The organism is Lutibacter sp. HS1-25, from assembly GCF_004121075.1.
GTDB lineage: Bacteria > Bacteroidota > Bacteroidia > Flavobacteriales > Flavobacteriaceae > Lutibacter.
In genome coordinates this window covers 52893-74327 of the sequence record NZ_RHLN01000013.1, presented here as the reverse complement: position 1 = coordinate 74327, position 21435 = coordinate 52893, and the positions used below count along the sequence as shown (strand labels likewise).

Sequence of the window (21435 nt, the reverse complement as noted above, 5' to 3'; positions counted from 1 at the left end):
CTGTCCATAAAAATTAACTTGTTAATTTTTATGGACACTTTAATGCTAAAAACTACGCTTATCAAAACTACTTCAAACATATTACGTGTACATTCTATTGAATCTTTTGGAACCCATGATGGTCCGGGAATAAGATTGGTCATTTTTTTACAAGGTTGTAAATTAAAGTGCCTATACTGTCACAATCCAGATACCATTGAAACATCGGGTGGAATGGAATATGAAATTGAAGATTTGGTTAAAATGGCAATTCGCATGAAACCTTATTTTAGACAAAATGGTGGCGTAACAGTTTCTGGTGGAGAACCTTTATTACAGGCAAAAGAATTGATTCCGTTTTTTAAGCGATTAAAAGAAGAAGGTATTCATACCAATGTAGATACAAACGGTCGAATGTTAAATTCGCATGTGAAAGAATTGTTAGATAATTATGCCGATTTGGTGATGTTAGATATCAAACATATGACTGAAGAGGGTTATGAATATTTAACCGGAATGCGTTTAAAAGACACTACTTTTAATTTTGCAGCGCATAGAGAAGCATCGGGCAAAAATATGTGGTTGCGTTACGTGTTAATTCCTGGTATTACCAATAAGCCAGAACTTTTACACGCAATGGGAGAACATTTTAAAGACTACAAAACCATCGAAAAAATTGAAATTCAGCCGTATCATAAATTAGGAATTCACAAATGGGAAGCTTTAGGTTGGGAATACCAACTAAAAGATGCTCGTGAAAATACTCCTGAGGAAATTGAAGAAGCAGCAAAAATTTTAGCGCAATATTTTAAAGAAGTAAAAATTAACTAATCATAAAAATGTTGCTATTAGCAACATAAAAGTAAAATCATGAATACCCCTACAGAAGTTATAGGAATTGTAAATAAACTAGCTCAAAACAAAGGATCTTACAAAATATCAAAAACATTGGTATTGGCTTTCTTAGCAGGTGCATATATTGCTTTTGGAGGTTTATTAGCCATTATTGTTGGTGGAGGTTCTCCTGGCATAGCAGCAGAAAACCCAGGCTTGGCTAAATTTTTATTTGGTGCTGCTTTCCCATTAGGACTTATTTTGGTTGTGGTAGTGGGCGCAGAGCTTTTTACAGGTAACAATGCTTATTTTATACCAAATGTTTTAACCAAAAAACAAAGTCTAAATACCGTACTAAAAAACTGGGGACTTGTATATTTTGGTAATTTTTTAGGAGCCGTTTTTGTTGCCTATGTTATCACACATTTAACGCATATTGTTAGCAGTGCGCCCTACTCAAATTCTGTTCTAAATATTGCAACAAGCAAAACAAGTCATACTTTTTTAGTCACTTTTTTAAAAGGGATAGGAGCCAACTGGTTGGTTTGTTTGGCAGTATGGCAAGGTATGGCAGCAAAAGATACAACCGGTAAAATATTTGCTATTTGGATACCTGTTATGGCCTTTGTAGCAATGGGTTTTGAGCACAGTATTGCCAATATGTATTTTATTCCTTTAGCAATTTTCGAAGGTGCAGATATAACCTGGAACACTTTTATTGTAAACAACTTGATTCCTGCAACGCTTGGTAACATTGTTGGTGGAGCTATTTTTGTAGGGATGCTTTACGGTTATTTATTTAGCGTAGAAAAAGTAGAATAAGGTTTTTAGTATCAGGTATCTTGTATTTGGTAAACTTTCAAATTACAATCATAAAAAAAAGCGCTTATTGGGCGCTTTTTTTATTAACTAACCAAACATTTATTATGAAAACAAAGCTAACAACTTCTTTGTTCTAAAATGTACAACGCAATAGTTATGCCGTTAATATATGGTTACTTGTTAATTAAAAGTTAAACATAATTAGTATTATTCCTTATACTTTTGGGTTAAAATAATTTGGGCGCTACCCAAGGGTCGGGCTTTCCGTTATATCTTTTTTACAATTCCACTGCGTTGCATTGTAAAAAAGGATGCCACTTCAATCCCTAGCGCAAATCAGTAAATAAAATAATATTCAATTTCCTGAAAATAAAATATTTACTGAGTTTATAAAAAATAACAATGCTCAAAAATGTTATAAATCAATAGATTGGTTTTAGTTAGTTTATAAAATCCAAAATATAGATCACTTCACTGTTTCTTTTTACTATATTACAGCACTTTACTATAAAGCCATGCTTAAACAATCTGTAAACGTACTTTTAAAATAATTTAGAATATGAAAAAAATATTGACAATTGGTATGTTTATTTTAAGCAGTACTATATTTGGACAAATTCCTGGAAAAACAATTGAAGGTCCCATCGTTTTATTCGATACGCTTACTGTTAGACAAGGAGATATTGTATTTTTAGGAAAAGGTAGCGACAAAATAACGGGTAATTTTAAAAATATCTACGCTCCTCAAAACTCTAATATTCCATTGGCAAAAGATATTCTTGCCGGATTTTTTTCCGAAAATTCAGGTTTTGATTCCAAGGCTTTACCTCAACAGAATTTAGACAGTAGTTTTACAGGAAAGCAATTGGTTATTAAAAATTTCAGTAAAATTTCATCCAAAAAGAAAGGAAAAAAAACTTTGGGAGTTATCAATATGCGGGATATACAATTGATTGAAGGTTTATTTTTTAACAATATTGTAGTAGATTTTGAACCAGCATTTAAATCGGGAGAAATTATTAAAATTAGTGCACCTCAATTAGAAGAGAAATCACCCATAAATTTATTTAAAATTACAAGTAAAGGCATTGAGCCTGTTGTTGTAGCTATCAATAATTTGAGTAAAAGTGAGCTTTACAGTAAGGCTGTTAATTGGGCTAATTCATATTACCAAATTCAGAATGAAGCTATTATAACTCATGTTCCAGATAAAAATATGGGCATAAACTACTTTACTGAAAATGTGACATTTGGAACTATTATGGGCTTTGACCTAATTGCGGATTTACCTTATTTGTTTACGGTTAATTTTACCGATAGCGAAATTAAAATGACATTTGATTTGGGTGCTGAAAACGGAGATATTATGGATAAAAACGGAGAAATTATTGCCAATATTTCCCCTTCACATCTATTTAATAAAAACGGAGAAATGAATAAAATGAATCAAATTTTTAAAGTTAATGCAGAAAAAATTATGAATGATTTGTCTTATAATTTGGTTGATTATTTATTGAAATGATATGACAAAAATGCAAATTAAAAAAACACTCAAAATATTATTTATTATTGCAAGTATTTCTTCTTTGGCGTTTGTACCTTGGATTTTAGTAAAAGCTTGGATTTTACCATTACCCAACACAGTTCAAGAACAAGTGAATAAGGCAATTGGTCTTGGGTTTGATGGAATGATTGTTTATGTAGATCAAAAAGGCAACCCACCTGAGTTTTATGCTGCTGGTTGGAATGACCGAAAAAACAAAATACCTGCCAATCCAAAATCGCTATTCAAAATTGCCAGTATTACCAAACTTTATGTCGCTGTTGCTGTTGCTAAATTGGTAAATAATAAATGTTTATCGTTAGATAAAACACTCGCTGATTATTTTCCAGAATTATCAGGACGAATTGAAAATGCAGACAAAATAACCTTGCGAATGATGGTACAACATCGTAGTGGTATTCCAAATTTTGTAAACCATCCTAATTATTGGAAAAATCCACCTAAAAACAGACAAGAAACACTTGAATATGCACTTGATTTACCTGCCGATTTTAAGCCAGATGAAGATTATGGTTATTCAAATACTAATTATTTATTGATTTCTGATCTTATTGATAAAGTACTTGGTTATGGTCATCAACAATATATCAAAGAAGAAATTTTGAGACCTCTCAAACTTAACAATACATTCGGTTCGCTTTATGAAGTAGATATAAACAATGTAATGAGTGGTTATTACGTAGGAATTGAAGATGATTTAAAGTCAGAATATTCAGGCTTAATGATAGCAACTGCTGAAGATGTGGGTATATTCTTGAGAGCTTTAAATGATGGTTCAGTATTTAATGAAGGGGAGCAAGAAATCTATTCTTCCATTTATGTGTACGAACATACAGGTTTAATTCCTGGTTATCAAAGTATTGCTAAATATCATCAAGATATTGATACCGTTGTTATTCAATTTGTAAATACAACTAATTTTGATGGTTACACCTGGAATTTATCTGAAATTGTATATAGCCGTATTGTCAAAATTTTGAGAAATAAAAAAGGCTCCTAAACCCTGAGCTATTAAAGTATGTAAAACGTTCTAAATTTGTTGAATTGAATCTCAAAAATTTCATTTCAAAAAAAAGTATATTTGCCCATAATTTTAGACAAATCATTTTGCAAACCTATTTTCAATACTTTTCTGCTTCTATAAACAAGTTTGAGCTTCCTGCTAAATTTACCTTTCCGTTTTATTATGAGCCGCATCCTTTGTCTAAGTTGGCAGCAAGTGAAGTACAAAATTATTTAAAAACACAAACCGATTTTGAACATAATTTTGGCTTAGATTCTTCTAAAAAAGGATTGGTTATAGGAAAAATGTTTGGTGTGCTGGTGGTACAAAATCAGCAAAATGAAATAGGTTATATAGCAGCTGTTTCAGGTAAGTTGGCTGAGAAAAACAATCATAAAAAGTTTGTTCCGCCAGTTTATGATATGCTTGCAAAAGATTCGTATTTTTTAAAAGAGGAAGCTGTTTTAAACAGTATCAATAGTGACATAGAGTGTTTGAAAAAAAATACGGATTATGTAGCTTTATTAGCACAATACCAATTGGAGAAAAAGAAAGCAGCAATTGATATTGAGGAGAAAAAAGCAGCTTTAAAAGCAGCTAAAAAAGATAGAAATTTTCGAAGAGAAAAAGCAAAAATTGAATTGTCAGCAGAAGCATTCGCTATTTTTGAAGCTTCTTTGGCTAAAGAAAGTTTAGAAGCTAAATATTTTTTCAACAATGTAAATCGTTATTGGGAGCATATGTTAAAGCCCTTCAAAGAAAAATTGTTGTTTTATACCAATCAAATAGCATTGTTAAAAGAGCAACGTAAAACAAAATCTGCTGCATTGCAACAATATTTATTTGAACAATATCAATTTTTAAATTCAAAAAAAGAAGTCAAAAATTTAGCTCAGTTATTTATTGAAAGTTCTGAGCAAAGTTTGCCTGCTGGTTCAGGAGAATGTGCTGCGCCAAAACTTTTACAGTACGCTTTTTTAAACAATTTAAAGCCCATTGCTATGGCCGAATTTTGGTGGGGACAATCGCCAAATAAAGAAATAAGAAAGCACCAACAGTTTTATCCAGCTTGTCAAGGAAAATGCAAACCTATTTTAACGCATATGTTGGCTGGAATAGAAATGGATACCGATCCTTTGTTGCAAAACCCTGCAATTGGTAAAGAACTTGAAACTATTTTTGAAGATGAACAATTGATGGTGGTTTTTAAACCTGCAGCGTTTTTATCGGTTCCGGGAATACATATCCAAGATTCGGTTTATACCCGAATTAAACAGCAAGTTAAAAATATTTCAGGACCAATTATTATTCATCGGTTAGATATGGATACTTCGGGTTTGTTGGTTTTGGCAAAAAATAAAAAAGCACACAAAGATTTACAAAGTCAGTTTATCAATAAAACGGTAAAAAAAAGGTATACAGCTTTGTTAGATGGCATTGTAAAAGAAGACAAAGGAACAATTAATTTGCCTCTTCGAGTTGATTTAGATGACAGGCCAAGGCAATTGGTTTGTTTTGAACACGGAAAACCTGCGGAAACAAATTGGGAAGTTATTGAACGAAAAAATGGACAAACCAAAATACATTTCTATCCAATTTCTGGACGAACACATCAGTTACGCGTTCATTCATCTCATACTTTAGGCTTAAATATTCCAATTATTGGAGATGATTTGTATGGACAAAAATCGGATCGTTTGTATTTACATGCAGATACCTTAGAATTTATACATCCTACAACCAAACAACCAATGGTATTTTATAAAAAAGCCGAATTTTAATAAACAAATTTTTTACATTGTCGCACAAAAAAAAGCGCTTATGGGGCGCTTTTTTATTAACTAACCAAACTTTTAATATGAAAACAAAGCTAACTACTTCTTTGTTCTAATTGTACAATGCAATAGCTATGCCAATAATATATTGACATTTGTTAATTAAAAGTTAATAAAGGTTTTTTATTCTAAATGTTTTTGAGCTTTGTATGAAGAACGAACCAAAGCGCTACTTTCAACATGTCTAAATCCCATTTTTAAACCAGCTTCACGGTATTTTTCAAACTGTTCAGGTGTAATAAATTCTTTTACCGGTAAGTGTTTTTTACTAGGCTGTAAATATTGTCCAATTGTTAAAATATCTACTTTAGCATTGGCTAAATCTTGCATTGTTTCTAAAACTTCTTCTTCAGTTTCACCAAGACCTAACATAATACCAGATTTGGTTCTACGTTGTCCTTGGTCTTTCATATATTTTAAAACTTCTAAACTTCTGTCGTATTTTGCTTGTATACGAACTTCGCGTGTTAATCTGCGAACAGTTTCTAAGTTGTGTGAAATAACTTCAGGAGCAACCGCTAAAATTCGGTCAATATTTGTTTTATTTCCTTGAAAATCTGGAATTAGAGTTTCTAAAGTTGTTTCAGGATTTGCTCTTCGTATAGCATTGATGGTTTCAACCCAAATAATTGAACCACCATCTTTTATATCATCTCTGTCAACCGATGTAATAACGGCATGTTTAATTTTCATTAACTTGATAGAGCGTGCTACTTTTTCTGGTTCTTCCCAATCTACATTTTCAGGTCTTCCTGTTTGTACACCACAAAATCCGCATGAGCGTGTACAAATATTACCTAAAATCATAAAAGTAGCAGTACCTTCTGTCCAACATTCGCCCATATTTGGGCAACTTCCACTGGTGCAAATGGTATTTAATTTGTATTTATCTACTAAACCTCTTAGTTCTGTGTATTTTTTTCCTACAGGAAGTTTTACGCGTAACCACTTAGGTTTTTGTACTTTAACTTGCGATTGAATAGATTCTTCAGACATAACTTTTATAAAATTGATTGCAAAAATACAAAGAATTTATAAACTAGTTAAAAACCAAGCACTAAAACCAATAAGAAACAATATCCCAACCCAACTTAAAATTTTAAGTGCTAAAGATGGTTGAAACTTTTTTGGTGTGTGTTTTCCTGTAATTAAAACATAATTGATAATTGCAAAAAATGGCGCTGTTAAAAATGAAAGTATGGTTGCTATTTTAATTAAAACACCCATTTCAGACATAAAGTACATTAAAATTAACATTGTTCCTATGGCTAAAAAGGTGAGCCAAAACCAATACATGTTTTTGTAAGATTTGTTAGTTAATAAATCCACTGTTTTGGTCATAGACCTTGGCGATGCATCTAAAGTTGTAATAGTGGTGCTAAACATGGTGGTAAAAGCAGCAGCTGCAATAAAAATATAAAATTGAGTTCCTAAATTTTGAGTGTATAAATTGATCAATTGTTCTGAAAAAACAACAGCACTTCCGCTAAAAGTTTCACCAGAATTAAACATTACAATGGCTCCTAGAGCGACAAAACAAATTCCTAAAAACAAGGTTCCGGCATAACCAATATTAAAGTCAAAAATAGCTTGTTTGGTATTGTATTGGTTTGTTTTATCTTTTTGCTTTTCTATTGCCCAAAGCGATTGCCAAATAGAGACATCGAGTGGGGCAGGCATCCAACCTAAAAAGGCAATTAAAAAGCCAATTTCGACACTTCCTTTAGGTAAAATTTGCGTAAAATTATAAGTATTGTTAGTGCTAAATGCTGAAATAATTAATGCAATAACAGTACTTAAAGTAAGTGTAATGATGATTATTTTCATTAACTGGTCTAATAATTTATAGCGACCAATTAAAAGTAAAGTAAAACAAATTAAGGTAATTATGGCGCTCCAAATAATAGGGTTGGTGCTTATGCCAAATAAATTAGCAGCCAAACCAGCAGTTACAATAGTTACCGCTGCCTGAATGGTAAACATAGTAGCTAAGTTTAAAATAAAGTAGGCAATAAGTACTCCTTTTCCTAACCTTTTGTAACCGTCTAATAAACTTTCGCCAGTTGCTGTAGCGTATCGTGGTCCAAATTGAAAAAAGGGATATTTAACAATGTGAATAAGAACCAATGCCCAAACCAGGCCAAATCCAAAATCGGCACCCGCACGAGTAGATTGTACTAAATGTGAAACACCAATTGCAGCACCGGCAAACAATAAACCAGGTCCTAACTTTTTAAACCAGTTTGATTTTGTAGCATTCAATTTTCAGTAGATTTATTGATAATTTCAGCGAGTAATTTTTTAGCGCGTAAAAGTTTTACTTTGATATTGCTAATAGGTTCATTTAGTAAGTCGCCCATTTCTTTATAACTCATTTCTCTAAAATATCGCAGATTGATAATTTCTTGATGTTGAGGTTTTAATTTTTTTAAATGATGTAATAAATGCGCTAAATTTTGATCTATAATTAATTGATCTTCAGCAGAAGGAGATTCGTCGAAAATCTTGTAAGCTTCAGATTCTTTTTTGTTAATTGAAACAGTTTCAGCACGTTGTTTTCTTAAATGATCTAAAAATATATTTTTAGAAATTGTAATTAACCAAGTTTTGAAATTGTAATTGTTGTTGTATAAATTAATTTTTTCAAATGCTTTTGAAAAAGTTTTTATGGTAATATCTTCAGCTTCATCTTCGTCACCAGTTTTTGAAAATTGAAATCTGTAAACATCACTCCAATAGGTATTTAACAAGGTGTTAAATGCCTTTTGATCCTTTTTTTTTGCCTTTTCAATTAAATCAGCAATATCAATATCTTTATTTACCAATGTAAGGGTTTTGAAAATAGATTTTTTATAAAGATAATCATTTGGATGAAAATCAAAAATAATTCTAAAAAAGGTGCAATTAAAATCAAATCTTTTTCATTTAATTTTTTTGCTGAAGACCAAATAACAGCATAAAAAAGTATGATTTTAAAAAGTAATAAACCTGCTATTATTTGCCATTGAAATTGAAATGAAATAAGCAATAGTCCAATTATCCAAAAAGATACTTTTGAAACAAAATACATTCCTAATAAAAATTGATGTATTGTTTTGTAATGGCTTGCTGTTGAAATGTGTCTTCTTTTTTGTGCAATCCAATCTTTTAAAGTCAATTTTGGAATAGATTCTATAAAACTGTTTTTTGAAGTGCAGAAACTTGTATTTTTTTTTGTAGCTATTTGGTTTACAAACAAATCATCGTCACCAGATTTAACATGCATATGTTTTGAAAATCCTTTTGCTGCAAAAAACTCAGATTTTGTATAGGCAATATTGCGACCTACTCCCATATAAGGTAATCCAAATTTTGCATACGAAAAATACTGAATTGCAGTTAGTAAGGTTTCATACCTAAGTAACTTATTTAGTAAAGATTTTTTAATTTTTTTATAAGGACTATAACCTAAAATCAACTGTTTTTTTGAAGTAAAATGAGAAACCATTTCAGCAATCCAATTGTCAGATACGGGTTTGCAATCGGCGTCAGTAAAAAGTAAATGCTCGTAACTTGCGGCTTTTATTCCTAGGGTTAAAGCGTATTTTTTACTTCCCCAAAATTGTTCATTTTCAGCTACATCAACAATTTTAATTTGATTTGGAAATTCAAGTTTAAATTGTTCAATAACATCCAACGTTTCATCGTGAGAATTGTCGTTGATTAAAACAAGTTGAAAATTTGGATAATTTTGTTTTAGAAAATAAGGTATATTTTCAATTAAATTTTGAGCTTCATTTTTAGCACAAATAATTACTGAAACAGGCTCTGTAAAAGAAGTTTCAATTGTTTTTTGTTTTGAAAAAGAAAAAAAACTGAATAGAAAAAAGTTATAAAAAAATTGAATACAAAAAATTACTATAAAAGCAATGAATAGATATTCAAGCATAGTTTACCTGTTTTCACATTGGTCAGCAGTTTTTCCACAGTAGCCACAAGGCTCTCCATTTTTGTTTAAATGTGGATTTTGACTGGCGCAAGTACCTGCAAATTTACCGCCTTTTTTAGCCCATAGTTTTATTGCAATTCCTGCAACACCAATTCCTAACAATACAAGGGTAATTAACAATAATTTCATACAAATAATTTAAGAGTGCAAATATAAGAATTAAACTTGTGATTGCACATTATTTAATTTGGAAAAAGTAAATATTTAAGACGAAAAATTGTTAAATAAAAAGACTCACCAAATTTATAAAAATAGGTGAGTCTTTAATTTGAAGTATTATGAATTAACTATTTTCTTTTACTAGTTCATCCTGAATGTTATTAGGAACCAACTCAAAACTTGCAAATTTGGTATTAAAATTACCTCTACCTTGTGTTATAGATCTTAAATTTGTTGAGTATCTATACATTTCAGCTAAAGGTACTTTTGCTTTAATTGTTTGGTATTTTCCTTCGCTATCCATTCCTAAAATTATAGCTCTTCTCGATTGTAAATCGGTCATTACATTTCCCATTAAATCTTCAGGAACTTTAACAGTTAAATCGTGAATAGGTTCTAATAATTTAGGTTTGGCTTCTAAAAATGCAGCTTTAAAAGCGTGAGCTGCAGCAATTTTAAAAGAAATATCATTTGAATCTACAGAGTGCATTTTACCGTCGTAAACCATAACTCTTATGTCGCGGGCATACGAACCTGTTAGTGGACCTTCTTCCATAACTTCTAAACAGCCTTTTAATACTGATGGTAAATAGCGAGTATCAATAACACCACCAACTATGCAGTTGTAAAAAATCAATTTTCCGCCCCAATCTAAATTCACTTCTTCTTTTCCTCTTATGTTAAAGCCTTCAGGTTCTGGCATTCCTTCAAACCAAGGTTCAATTTTTAAATGTACCTCTCCAAACTGACCAGAACCACCTGATTGTTTTTTGTGTTTGTAACTTGTTGATGCAGAGCGTTGAATGGTTTCTCTGTATGCAATTTTAGGTTGGTCAAATGTTGCTTTAATACCGTAGAGTTTTTCAAGAGTCCAGTCTATGGTTGCTAAATGCAATTCGCCCTGACAGGTTAAAATTTGTTGTTTTAATTCTTTTGAATAACTGATGCTTACCGTAGGATCTTGACTGTGTATTTTTTTCAGTGCTTCGTTTAATTTTTCATCATCATTTTTATCAACAGCATTCACACATTTAGTTATTCTTGGTTCAGGAAAAACAATTGGCTTAATGGTAATATTTGAGCCTTTGGTTCTTAAAGTGTCATTTGTTTCGGTGTATTTTAGTTTTAAAGTTGCGCCAATATCACCTGCGCTTAATTTTTCTACTGGCTGGCGGTTTTTACCATCCATAATATACAGTTGATTGATAATTTCAATTTCGTCGTTTCTTGAATTTTCTAATTTATCATTTTGCTTAATTTCACCCGATTTTACTTTGAAAAAACTAATCTGACCTAAATTTGGTTCGTACAATGTTTTGAAAATAAATAAAGAAGTTGGTGCATCAATTTTGCATTCAACCAATTCACCATCAATACTTTGTTCAGGTTTTAAATCGGCAGCAGAAGGCGCAACATTGTCTATAAAGCCCATCAATCTACCAGTTCCCATATCATTTAATGCTGAAATACAGAAAACAGGAAACAATTCGTGATTTAACATCCCTTTTTTAATTCCTTTACGCATTTCATCTTCATTTAAAGTGCCTTTGTCAAAAAACAATTCCATCAAATCTTCATCATTTTCAGCAGCTTTTTCAACCAATTCATTGTGAAGTTCGTTGGCTATTTCAATTTGATCTTTAGGGATTGCTAATTTTTCAGGTTTTCCACCTTCAGCACCAAATTTGTACATTTTCATTTTTAAAACGTCAACAATACATTGGGCACCATCTACTACAATTGGATATTGAATTTTAACGGCATTTTTACCTACCAATTCAACAATACTTTTAAAACTTTCATCAAAATCGGCATTAGGATTGTCGATTTGGTTGATTACAAATAAAGTAGGTTTTGAAAAACGATCTACATAATTCCATATAATTTCTGTACCAATTTCAACACCATGTTGTGCATTAATAACCGTAACAATTGAGTCTGCAACGCGCATAGTTGAGGCGATTTCTCCAATAAAATCGTCTAAGCCAGGAGTGTCTATAATATTTATTTTGTAGTTGCGCCATTCGGTATGAAGTGGAGTGGCAAAAATGGAAGTTTCTCTTTCGTGTTCAATTTCGTGATAGTCTGAAACGGTATTTTTGTTTTCTACGCTACCACGGCGGCTGACTAAGCCAGCTTCAAAGAGCATTGTTTCTGCAAGTGTGGTTTTTCCACTTTTGTGAGCACCTACAAAAGCAACATTTTTAATGTGTTTGTCATCGTATATTTTCATAATATTTGCGGTTTATATTAAAAAGTCTTATAAAGTTAGCAAATATTTAGCATTAAAATATGACGAATGTTAGGTTTTGGTTACTTATATGGTTGAAAAGTAGCTTATTGAAAAATTCTTAGTAACAGCGTAGCGTTGAAGTTTATTTGGGTTTAAAAGTCAAAAGTGCAAAGTCCAAAGTCAAAAGGTTAGAGGGATTATCAGATAAACGTGAACCAAATATGTAAATAGAAAATCGGAAATGATCATCTAATTACATTTCATCCTAAAAAATCAACAATTCAGAAAACTTAAATTTTGTAGTTGTTTAATTTCTTACACTTTTGAAGTGTGAAAATTAATTATAAACGCTAAAAACAATTTAAAATGCAACAATTTCTAATAGCCATTGCACTTTTATTTACATCTTATTTGGTAGCGCAAACAAGTGTAGCACAAAAAGTAACTGAAAACGGACAAACAATTAAAGTAACTGTGCCAAATGCGTTAACTGATGCTGGTACTATTAAATTTTCTATTCATACCAAAGATTCTTTTTTAAAAATGGAGCCTTTACAATCGCAGTCGAGTGCTGTTAAAAATGGTGTAGGTACAGTAGTATTTACAAATATACCAACAGGTGAATATGCGATTGTTTGTTTTCATGACGAAAATGAGAACGGTAAAATGGATTTTGAATTGAATGGAATGCCCAAGGAAGCTTTTGGGGCTTCAAATAATGTTATGAATTTTGGTCCGCCACAATTTGAAACTTCAAAATTTGAAGTTAAAAATGAAAATCTTGATATCGAAATTAAGTTTTAAATTGCAGTTGATAAAAAGTTAGATTCCAAATAATGAAGACAGCATTTAAATACCTTTTAAAAATTTCAATAATAGTTGGGTTTTCAATATTTATTGTAGAGAGATTGCTTACTACCAATGGATTTGATATTGCTCCAGTAGAATTGGTAAAAATATTGGGAATTCATTTTATGTATGCTTTTGTTTTAACGGTTGTTAATGCTTATTTTTTTAAGTATTTAAATGAAAAATTGGGTTGGAAAGACCACGCTAAAAAACGCTTAATTATTGGTGCAATTGGTTCTGTTTTGGCTACTATGTTAGGCCTGGTGCTATTAAGGTTTATAACTATAGTGATACTTTATAATAAGCCAATTGATGATTTTTTTAATGACCCTTATGCAACAAATTATTATGTGTTTGGTTTGGTAATTACTTTAATTGTTAGTTTAATTTTTCATACGATCTTTTTTTACAAGGCAATGACCAAAAAGAAAGTAGAAGAACAACAAATAGTAGCAAAAACTGAAACAGCCAAATACGAGTCGTTAAAAAGTCAGATTGATCCTCATTTTTTATTCAACAGTTTAAATGTTTTAACATCATTAATTGGCGAAAACCCTAAGCAAGCAGAAGTATTTACAACCAAATTAGCCAAGGTTTACAGGTATGTTTTAGAGCAAAAAAACAAGGATTTGATTGATTTAGATGAAGAATTACAATTTGCCAAAGCATATATGGAATTGCTTAAAATGCGTTTTGAAAATGCTGTTACTTTTGAAATTCCAGAGAAATCGAGCAATTTAGAATTAAAAATAATTCCGTTATCGTTACAATTACTGTTAGAAAATACAGTAAAACACAATGTGGTTTCAACCGAAAATCCTTTAAAAGTTGTGATAACTGAAGAAGTTGGATATTTAATAATTACCAACAATTACAACCCTAAAACTACTATGGAACAAGGAACCAAAGTAGGATTGAAAAATATTATAGACAGATATGATTTAATTACCTTAAAAAAGGTGTCAGTCGAAAAAAATGCAGATAGTTTTATGGTGAAATTACCATTATTAACTCAAAAAACAACGATTATGAAAACATCAGAAAATTTAGAAAACAGTAAATATTTAAGAGCAGTAGAACAAGTAGAACATATCAAAGGTTTTTATTCAAGTTTAATAGCCTATTGTATTGTAATACCTTTTTTAATTTATATTAATTTAACCTACGTACCACAATTTCGTTGGTTTTGGTTTCCAATTGTAGGTTGGGGAATTGGATTGGTTTTTGGAGCATTTAAGGCCTTTGCTTACAATCCGTTTTTAGGAAGAGATTGGGAAGAACGCAAAATTCAGGAATATATGAATGAAGATAAAAAACAATATTGGGAGTAATTAAATATAGTTTGAAAGTCAAAAGCCGAAAGTCAAATTATACTGATTTCTAAGCGAAGTCGAAGCGATAATTTTATAACAAATATATTAAGCAACCAGCTAAAGGCATAAGCCAGTAGCTAAAACGATAAAAAAAATGAAAACAAATTATACAGAAGAAGAAAAATATCTTAGAGCAAAGAAAAGAGTAGAAAATATCAAAGGGTTTTATGCCAATTTAACAGCTTATTGCTTGGTAATTCCTTTTTTGTTTTTTATAAATTATATGACATCGCCTGGGTATTATTGGGCTTGGTGGCCAATGATGGGTTGGGGTATAGGTGTTGTATTTCACGGTTTTGGAGTGTTTGGAAATAACTTAATTTTTGGAAAAGATTGGGAGGAACGAAAAATTAAAGAAATAATGGAAAAAGATAACAATCGTAAATTTTAAGAAGATGGAAAATTCAAGTTTAGAAGAGCAAAAATATATCAGAGCCAAAAAACGGGTAAAGTCTATCAAAGGTTTTTATGTTCATTTAACTGTTTTTGTTATCGTAAATGCTTTTTTGTTAATTTCAAGCGCAGTTTCTTATGGTGGATGGAAAATATTTTGGGAATGGCAATCGTACAATACCTTAATATTTTGGGGAATAGGAATTGTTTTTCATGCGTTTAATGTATTCGGAATGCAGTTTTTATTAGGGAAAGATTGGGAAGAACGTAAAATTAAAGAAATTATGAACAAAGATAAAAAAGAATTTTGGGAGTGATATTTAGTCAAAAAGTAAAAAGTAAAAAGTAAAAAGTAAAAAGTCAAAAAGTACAACTATTAAATACTAAAAATGAAAGTAGTAATTATTGAAGACGAAAAACCTGCTGCTCGAAGATTGAGCAGAATGTTAAACGAATTTGGTATAGAACCAATTGCGATGTTACACTCCGTTGAAGAATCGGTAAATTGGTTTTATAACAACGAACACCCCGATTTGTTATTTTTAGATATTCAACTATCTGATGGTTTGTCTTTTGAAATTTTTGAAGAAGTTGATGTCAAAAGTGCCATTATTTTTACCACTGCTTATGACGAATATGCTTTAAAGGCATTTAAGTTAAATAGTGTAGATTATTTGTTAAAACCAATTGATAGTGATGAACTTCAAAATGCCATTGATCAATACAATAAATTGCAAACTTCAGCAAAAATTAATTTTAATATAGAACAGATTAAAAAATTGGTTGCGCCTTCTGAAAAAAGCTATAAAAAGCGTTTTACAGTAAAAATAGGACAGCATTTAAAAATGATTTCAGTAGAAGCTATTGAATGTTTTTATAGTGAAAACAAGGCAACTAACATACATACAATAGACAATAGAAGCTATTTGCTCGAAGAAACTTTAGAACAATTGGAAGAAAAACTAGATCCAGCATTGTTTTTTAGAGCCAACAGAACATTTTTAGTAAATATCAACGCCATAAAAGATATTATATCGTACAGTAATAGTCGTTTAAAGTTGATTTTAAACTCGTTTTCAGCAACCGAAATAATTGTTAGTCGAGAACGTGTAAAAGACTTTAAAAATTGGATAGAGTAGGTTTGAATGTCAAAAGTTTTAAGTCTAAAGTCAAAAGTCAAAAGTCCTGAAGTCAAAAATCAAAAGTCTAAAGTTCGAAGGTGTTATTTCGAAATAAATAGACATGATAATCTATAAACCTCAAACCTCAAATATCAAACTTCAAATATCTAATATCAATATCAAATATTTATTTCCCAAACAGATCCATTCCAGGAATATTTGGCATCCCGTCTTTGGCAGCATTGGCAAGCTCTAATTCGTTGATGTTTTTTGCTTTTTCCAAGGCAGTATTTAGAGCAATTATAAGGTAATCTTCAATTTCTTCCTTATCGGTTAAACTATCATCAATAGAAATATTTGTTACTTTACTATTGGCAGTAACAGTAACTTTTACCATTCCGTTTCCAGCATCACCATCAATAAAAATACTGTTTAAACGTAATTTTGTGGCTTCAATTTTTGCCTGAGCTTCTTTTAATTTGCCCATCATTCCAGCTAAATCTCCAAACATTTTAATATATTTTAACAAGTTGCAATGGCAAATATACTATTTTTGCCCAATAAAATAAATGTATGATTGTAAGTGGAGTAAAAGCGCCAAGAGCTGAAAAGATCGCAAAGAAATTAGAAATTCATGGTGATGTAAGAATAGATAATTATTACTGGTTAAACGACAAGGAAAATCCCAAAGTAATAGCCTATTTAAATGCTGAGAATGATTATTACAATGAAAAAACTGCACATACAAAGCAGTTTAAGGATGATTTATTTGAAGAAATGAAGGCGCGTATTAAGGAAGATGACGAATCTGTACCTTATAAAAAAAATAACTATTACTACATTACTCGATTTAAAAAAGGAAATCAATATCCAATTTATGCTCGAAAATTTGAAACTTTAGAAGCAGAAGAAGAGGTAATGTTTGATGTAAATAAGTTGGCCGAAGGATATAATTATTATAAACTTTCGGGTTTATCAATAAGTCCAAACAATAAAATAGCATCTTTTGGAGTAGATACTACAGGCGGACGAGAATATACCTTACAATTTAAAAATTTGGAAACAGGTGAAATTTATCCTGAAAAAATTATAAATACCACAGGAGGTTCTTGTTGGGCAAGTGACAGTAAAACTATTTTTTACACTAAAAATAATGTGTCTACTTTACGTTCAGAAAAAATATTTCGTCATGTTTTAGGTACAGATCCTAAGGCAGATGTTGAAGTATTTTACGAAGCAGATGAAACATTTAACGCTTTTGTTTATAAAACAAAGTCAGGTAAATTTATTGTAATTGGTTCAAGTAGCACGGTTTCAACCGAATATCAAATTTTAGATGCCAATAATCCTACAGGCGATTTTAAAGTTTTTCAAACAAGAGAGCGCGATTTAGAATATGAAATTGCCCATTTTGAAGATAATTTTTACATACTTACCAATAAAGATGGTGCTACCAATTTCAAAATAATGAAAACTTCAGAAACAAATACTTCTAAAGAAAATTGGATTGATTTGATTTCGCATAGAGAAGATGTTTTAATTGAAGATATTTCTATTTTTAAACAGTTTTTAGTTGTTGAAGAGCGTTCAAATGGTTTATGTCAAATTAGAATTAGACGTTGGGATGGTTTGGAAGATTTTTATTTGCCTTTTGGAGAAGAAACCTATTCGGCAGGTGTTTATTACAATCCTGAATTTGACACAAATATTGTTCGTTATGGTTACAATTCTATGACAACACCAAGTTCGGTAATTGATTTTAATGTAGATACCAAACTAAAAACAATTGTAAAAGAACAAGAAGTTTTGGGTGGTAATTTTGATAAATGTAATTATAAAAGTGAGCGTTTATGGGCTACAGCTACTGATGGCACTCAAATTCCAATGTCTATTGTTTATCATAAAAACACTTTGTTAAGCGAAAACACAGCATTGTTATTGTATGGTTATGGTTCTTATGGTATTACTGTAGATGCAGGTTTTAGTACCACTCGCTTAAGTTTGTTAGACCGAGGTTTTATTTTTGCCATAGCGCACATAAGAGGAGGAGAGTATTTAGGGAGAAAATGGTACGAAAACGGAAAATTACTTCAAAAATTAAACACATTTACCGATTTTATTGCTTGTGCTAATTTTTTAATTGACAATAAATATACTTCAAGTAAACATTTGTATGCAAATGGAGGTTCTGCAGGTGGTTTATTAATGGGTGCCGTTATTAATCAAAGACCAGATTTGTTTAATGGTATTATAGCAGCTGTTCCTTTTGTAGATGTTTTAACTACTATGTTAGACGATAGCATTCCGCTTACAACTGGTGAATATGATGAATGGGGAAATCCAAATGAAAAGGAATATTATGAGTATATGAAATCATATTCTCCATACGACAATGTAATTCAACAAAATTATCCTAATATTTTAGTTACAACAGGTTTATACGATTCTCAAGTACAGTATTTTGAACCTGCAAAATGGGTAGCAAAATTAAGAGAGTTAAAAACAGATTCAAATCTACTACTTATGCATATTAATATGGAAGCTGGTCATGGCGGTGCTTCTGGGCGTTTTGAGGCCTTAAAAGAAGTGGCAAGAGACTACAGTTTTTTAATTGATTTAGAAGTTTCATTGTGATTTCAAAAAAAATATTACATTTGCATGTTGTAGATAATTAATCAAATATTATTTTTAAAAATATTTGATATTGAATTAAACTATTAAAAATGATACAAAATACTGGTATTAGTAACAATATTTTAGACCTAATAGGTAATACTCCATTAATTAAACTTAACAAAATAACCAAAGATCTTTCTGGTAGTTTCTATGCAAAATATGAAGGATTTAATCCTGGGCATTCTATGAAAGATAGAATTGCTTTACATATTATTGAAGAAGCTGAAAAATCTGGATTGTTAAAAAAAGGGAGTACAATTATTGAAACTACCTCAGGAAATACAGGTTTTAGTTTGGCTTTAGTAAGTATTATTAAAGGTTATAATTGTATTTTGGCAGTAAGTTCAAAAGCATCTGCTGGAAAAATTAATATGCTAAAAGCAATGGGGGCAAAAGTTTATGTTTGCCCTGCACACGTTAAAGCCGATGATCCTAGATCATATTATGAAGTAGCAAAAAGATTGCATGCTGAAACTGCAAATTCAGTTTACATCAATCAATATTTCAATCAATTAAATGCTCAGGCACATTACAATAGTACAGGTCCAGAAATATGGAAACAAACAAATGGTGAAATTACCCATTTGGTTGCTGCAAGTGGTACAGGAGGAACAATTTCAGGTATTGGTAAATATTTAAAAGAACAAAATCCCAATATTAAAATTTTAGGTGTTGATGCTTTTGGATCTATTTTGAAAAAATTTCATGAAACAGGTGAGTTTGATCAAAATGAAATTTATCCATACAGAATTGAAGGTTTAGGAAAAAATTTAATTCCTACTGCAACCAATTTTAATGTGATTGATGTTTTTGAAAAAGTTACAGATGAAGCTTCAGCACACAGAGCAAGAGAGTTAGCTGTAACCGAAGGTCTTTTTACAGGATATACAAGTGGTGCAATAGTACAAGCAACAATGCAATATGCAGAGCAAGGTTATTTTAACGAAAACTCAAAAGTAGTGTTGGTATTGCCAGATCACGGTTCTCGTTATATGGAAAAAGTATTTTGTGATGATTGGATGAAAGAACAAGGATTTTTTGATTCGCAGAAACAAGCACATGAAGTTGTAGAATACATCAAATAATTATCAAAATAATAAATAAAAAAAAGAGGTTGAAATTTATTTTAACCTCTTTTTTTGTGTAATTTACATTTGATAGCAAAAAAAAAATCACGTAATTTGCACCCTTGTATGTGTAGTTATCAAATACATATATTTTAAAATAATATATAATGAAAGATTTATTTGAAAGAATAGTAAAAGATAAAGGTCCTTTAGGAAAATGGGCTAAACAAGCGGAAGGCTATTTTGTTTTTCCAAAATTAGAAGGTGAAATTTCTGATAAAATGATATTTAATGGTAAGGAAGTTATTACTTGGAGTATTAACGATTACCTTGGATTGGCAAATCATCCAGAAGTAAGAAAAGCAGATGCTGAAGCCGCGGCTGAATATGGTATGGCTTATCCTATGGGTGCTAGAATGATGTCTGGGCATACAAATTTTCATGAACAATTAGAGCGTGAATGTGCTGAGTTTGTTGAAAAAGAAGCTGCTTATTTGGTAAATTTTGGATACCAAGGTATGGTTTCAGCTATTGATGCTTTGGTTACAAAACATGATGTAATTGTTTATGATGTTGATTCTCACGCTTGTATTATTGATGGTGTTAGATTACACCATGGAAAAAGATTTACTTACAAACACAATGATGTTGAAAGTTTAGAAAAAAATCTTCAAAGAGCTACAAAAATTGCAGAAGAAACAGGTGGAGGAATTTTAGTGATTTCTGAAGGTGTATTTGGAATGCGTGGAGAACAAGGAAAATTAAAAGAAATTGTTGCATTAAAAGAAAAATACAATTTTAGATTTTTAGTTGATGATGCGCACGGTTTTGGTACTTTAGGAGAAGGTGGTAGAGGTGCTGGTTTTGAGCAAGGTGTTCAAGATGGTATTGATGTTTACTTTGCTACTTTTGCAAAATCAATGGCAGGATTTGGTGCATTTTTTGCGGCAGATAAAGACATTATTCAATATTTACAGTACAATATGCGTTCACAAATGTTTGCAAAATCTTTACCAATGCCAATGGTTAAAGGTGCTTTAAAACGTTTGGATATGCTTAGAACAATGCCTGAGTTAAAAGACAAACTTTGGGAAAATGTAAATGCACTTCAAAATGGATTGAAAGAAAATGGATTTAATATTGGTAAAACTAATACTTGTGTTACTCCGGTTTTCTTAGAAGGTGAAATTCCTGAAGCAATGGCTATGGTTCATGATTTACGCGAAAACTACTCTATATTCTGTTCAATAGTTGTGTATCCTGTAATTCCAAAAGGATTGATTTTATTAAGATTAATTCCTACAGCAGCTCACAATTTAGAAGATGTAAAAATAACAATTGCTTCTTTTTCTGCAATTCGTGAAAAATTAGAAGGTGGTGTTTATAAACGTATTGCAGCTTCAATGATGTAATATTTAAATTATAAAAAATTAAAAAGCCTTTTAGATTTGTTTCTAAAAGGTTTTTTTTTGATGATTTATTCAATGTTTATTTAAATCAATTCAATGGTTTAAAAATGCTTTAACTAATTATTTAGAC

The 21435-nt window shown here is 30.8% G+C and carries 20 protein-coding genes; 13 read left to right on the top strand and 7 right to left on the bottom strand.

Annotation, left to right across the window (positions count from 1 at the left end; translation table 11 throughout):
- Positions 1–30: 30 nt before the first annotated feature.
- The 5 genes from pflA to EC396_RS06795 all read left to right on the top strand — a co-directional run bounded on the left by pflA (position 31) and on the right by EC396_RS06795 (position 5983).
- A complete protein-coding gene (gene pflA / locus EC396_RS06815) occupies positions 31–810 on the top strand; it encodes a pyruvate formate-lyase-activating protein (RefSeq protein ID WP_240665651.1) in 780 nt (259 codons plus the stop codon).
- Between the two features lie 39 nt (positions 811–849).
- Positions 850–1635, top strand: coding sequence for a formate/nitrite transporter family protein (locus EC396_RS06810; protein WP_129365955.1), 786 nt, complete (start codon positions 850–852; stop codon positions 1633–1635).
- 559 nt (positions 1636–2194) lie between these two features.
- Complete coding sequence (locus EC396_RS06805; RefSeq protein ID WP_129365954.1) at positions 2195–3157, top strand: DUF4468 domain-containing protein; 963 nt, start codon at positions 2195–2197, stop codon at positions 3155–3157.
- A 1-nt stretch (position 3158) separates the two neighbouring features.
- On the top strand, positions 3159–4199 hold the full coding sequence (locus EC396_RS06800; protein WP_129365953.1) for a serine hydrolase: 1041 nt from the start codon (positions 3159–3161) through the stop codon (positions 4197–4199).
- A gap of 107 nt (positions 4200–4306) precedes the next feature.
- The gene (locus tag EC396_RS06795; protein WP_129365952.1) at positions 4307–5983 is read left to right on the top strand and encodes an RluA family pseudouridine synthase; all 1677 of its coding nucleotides are present in this window, start codon (positions 4307–4309) and stop codon (positions 5981–5983) included.
- 177 nt (positions 5984–6160) lie between these two features.
- Here the strand turns inward: EC396_RS06795 and lipA are convergent, their stop codons facing one another.
- From lipA to EC396_RS06765, 6 genes are all read right to left on the bottom strand, one after another.
- Positions 6161–7033 carry a lipoyl synthase gene (gene lipA / locus EC396_RS06790; protein ID WP_129365951.1) on the bottom strand — a complete coding sequence of 291 codons (873 nt, stop codon included), beginning with the start codon at positions 7031–7033 and terminating at the stop codon, positions 6161–6163.
- A 36-nt stretch (positions 7034–7069) separates the two neighbouring features.
- Positions 7070–8299, bottom strand: coding sequence for an Nramp family divalent metal transporter (locus EC396_RS06785; RefSeq protein WP_129365950.1), 1230 nt, complete (start codon positions 8297–8299; stop codon positions 7070–7072).
- Positions 8296–8862, bottom strand: a complete 567-nt coding sequence (locus tag EC396_RS06780) for an RNA polymerase sigma factor (RefSeq protein WP_240665650.1) — start codon at positions 8860–8862, stop codon at positions 8296–8298. Before EC396_RS06780 ends, EC396_RS06785 begins: the two co-directional genes overlap by 4 nt.
- Positions 8856–9965: a glycosyltransferase gene (locus tag EC396_RS06775; RefSeq protein ID WP_129365949.1), complete on the bottom strand. Its 1110-nt coding sequence runs from the start codon at positions 9963–9965 to the stop codon at positions 8856–8858. The genes EC396_RS06780 and EC396_RS06775 overlap by 7 nt, the downstream gene beginning before the upstream one ends.
- 3 nt (positions 9966–9968) lie before the next feature.
- On the bottom strand, positions 9969–10154 hold the full coding sequence (locus tag EC396_RS06770) for a membrane or secreted protein (RefSeq protein ID WP_129365948.1): 186 nt from the start codon (positions 10152–10154) through the stop codon (positions 9969–9971).
- A gap of 154 nt (positions 10155–10308) precedes the next feature.
- On the bottom strand, positions 10309–12417 hold the full coding sequence (locus EC396_RS06765; RefSeq protein WP_129365947.1) for a translation factor GTPase family protein: 2109 nt from the start codon (positions 12415–12417) through the stop codon (positions 10309–10311).
- 366 nt (positions 12418–12783) lie between these two features.
- On the opposite strand from EC396_RS06765, the gene EC396_RS06760 reads away from it, so the two are divergent.
- The 5 genes from EC396_RS06760 (at position 12784) to EC396_RS06740 (ending at position 16171) form a co-directional block, all read left to right on the top strand.
- Positions 12784–13221, top strand: coding sequence for a DUF2141 domain-containing protein (locus EC396_RS06760; RefSeq protein WP_129365946.1), 438 nt, complete (start codon positions 12784–12786; stop codon positions 13219–13221).
- Positions 13222–13253: 32 nt separating this feature from the next.
- Positions 13254–14597, top strand: coding sequence for a 2TM domain-containing protein (locus EC396_RS06755; RefSeq protein WP_129365945.1), 1344 nt, complete (start codon positions 13254–13256; stop codon positions 14595–14597).
- Positions 14598–14733: 136 nt separating this feature from the next.
- A complete protein-coding gene (locus tag EC396_RS06750) occupies positions 14734–15030 on the top strand; it encodes a 2TM domain-containing protein (RefSeq protein ID WP_129365944.1) in 297 nt (98 codons plus the stop codon).
- A 4-nt stretch (positions 15031–15034) separates the two neighbouring features.
- A complete protein-coding gene (locus EC396_RS06745) occupies positions 15035–15349 on the top strand; it encodes a 2TM domain-containing protein (protein ID WP_129365943.1) in 315 nt (104 codons plus the stop codon).
- Positions 15350–15421: 72 nt separating this feature from the next.
- Positions 15422–16171, top strand: a complete 750-nt coding sequence (locus EC396_RS06740) for a LytTR family DNA-binding domain-containing protein (RefSeq protein ID WP_129365942.1) — start codon at positions 15422–15424, stop codon at positions 16169–16171.
- Positions 16172–16340: 169 nt separating this feature from the next.
- On the opposite strand, the gene EC396_RS06735 is transcribed toward EC396_RS06740, so the two are convergent.
- On the bottom strand, positions 16341–16664 hold the full coding sequence (locus EC396_RS06735) for a YbaB/EbfC family nucleoid-associated protein (protein ID WP_129365941.1): 324 nt from the start codon (positions 16662–16664) through the stop codon (positions 16341–16343).
- A gap of 62 nt (positions 16665–16726) precedes the next feature.
- Between EC396_RS06735 and EC396_RS06730 the strand changes: the two genes are divergently transcribed.
- The 3 genes from EC396_RS06730 (at position 16727) to EC396_RS06720 (ending at position 21308) form a co-directional block, all read left to right on the top strand.
- On the top strand, positions 16727–18787 hold the full coding sequence (locus EC396_RS06730; protein ID WP_129365940.1) for a S9 family peptidase: 2061 nt from the start codon (positions 16727–16729) through the stop codon (positions 18785–18787).
- An 89-nt stretch (positions 18788–18876) separates the two neighbouring features.
- Positions 18877–19914 (top strand): PLP-dependent cysteine synthase family protein, encoded by a 1038-nt coding sequence (locus tag EC396_RS06725; RefSeq protein ID WP_129365939.1) that lies wholly within the window; start codon positions 18877–18879, stop codon positions 19912–19914.
- Positions 19915–20063: 149 nt separating this feature from the next.
- The gene (locus EC396_RS06720; protein ID WP_129365938.1) at positions 20064–21308 is read left to right on the top strand and encodes an aminotransferase class I/II-fold pyridoxal phosphate-dependent enzyme; all 1245 of its coding nucleotides are present in this window, start codon (positions 20064–20066) and stop codon (positions 21306–21308) included.
- Positions 21309–21435: the final 127 nt, after the last annotated feature.

Bases quoted from the DNA above. Each gene is read 5' to 3' on its own strand.
- pflA (WP_240665651.1), top strand. From the start codon at position 31: ATGGACACTTTAATGCTAAAAACTACGCTTATCAAAACTACTTCAAAC.
- EC396_RS06810 (WP_129365955.1), top strand. From the start codon at position 850: ATGAATACCCCTACAGAAGTTATAGGAATTGTAAATAAACTAGCTCAA.
- EC396_RS06805 (WP_129365954.1), top strand. From the start codon at position 2,195: ATGAAAAAAATATTGACAATTGGTATGTTTATTTTAAGCAGTACTATA.
- EC396_RS06800 (WP_129365953.1), top strand. From the start codon at position 3,159: ATGACAAAAATGCAAATTAAAAAAACACTCAAAATATTATTTATTATT.
- lipA (WP_129365951.1), bottom strand. From the start codon at position 7,033: ATGTCTGAAGAATCTATTCAATCGCAAGTTAAAGTACAAAAACCTAAG.
- EC396_RS06775 (WP_129365949.1), bottom strand. From the start codon at position 9,965: ATGCTTGAATATCTATTCATTGCTTTTATAGTAATTTTTTGTATTCAA.
- EC396_RS06770 (WP_129365948.1), bottom strand. From the start codon at position 10,154: ATGAAATTATTGTTAATTACCCTTGTATTGTTAGGAATTGGTGTTGCA.
- EC396_RS06765 (WP_129365947.1), bottom strand. From the start codon at position 12,417: ATGAAAATATACGATGACAAACACATTAAAAATGTTGCTTTTGTAGGT.
- EC396_RS06760 (WP_129365946.1), top strand. From the start codon at position 12,784: ATGCAACAATTTCTAATAGCCATTGCACTTTTATTTACATCTTATTTG.
- EC396_RS06755 (WP_129365945.1), top strand. From the start codon at position 13,254: ATGAAGACAGCATTTAAATACCTTTTAAAAATTTCAATAATAGTTGGG.
- EC396_RS06750 (WP_129365944.1), top strand. From the start codon at position 14,734: ATGAAAACAAATTATACAGAAGAAGAAAAATATCTTAGAGCAAAGAAA.
- EC396_RS06745 (WP_129365943.1), top strand. From the start codon at position 15,035: ATGGAAAATTCAAGTTTAGAAGAGCAAAAATATATCAGAGCCAAAAAA.
- EC396_RS06740 (WP_129365942.1), top strand. From the start codon at position 15,422: ATGAAAGTAGTAATTATTGAAGACGAAAAACCTGCTGCTCGAAGATTG.
- EC396_RS06735 (WP_129365941.1), bottom strand. From the start codon at position 16,664: ATGTTTGGAGATTTAGCTGGAATGATGGGCAAATTAAAAGAAGCTCAG.
- EC396_RS06730 (WP_129365940.1), top strand. From the start codon at position 16,727: ATGATTGTAAGTGGAGTAAAAGCGCCAAGAGCTGAAAAGATCGCAAAG.
- EC396_RS06725 (WP_129365939.1), top strand. From the start codon at position 18,877: ATGATACAAAATACTGGTATTAGTAACAATATTTTAGACCTAATAGGT.
- EC396_RS06720 (WP_129365938.1), top strand. From the start codon at position 20,064: ATGAAAGATTTATTTGAAAGAATAGTAAAAGATAAAGGTCCTTTAGGA.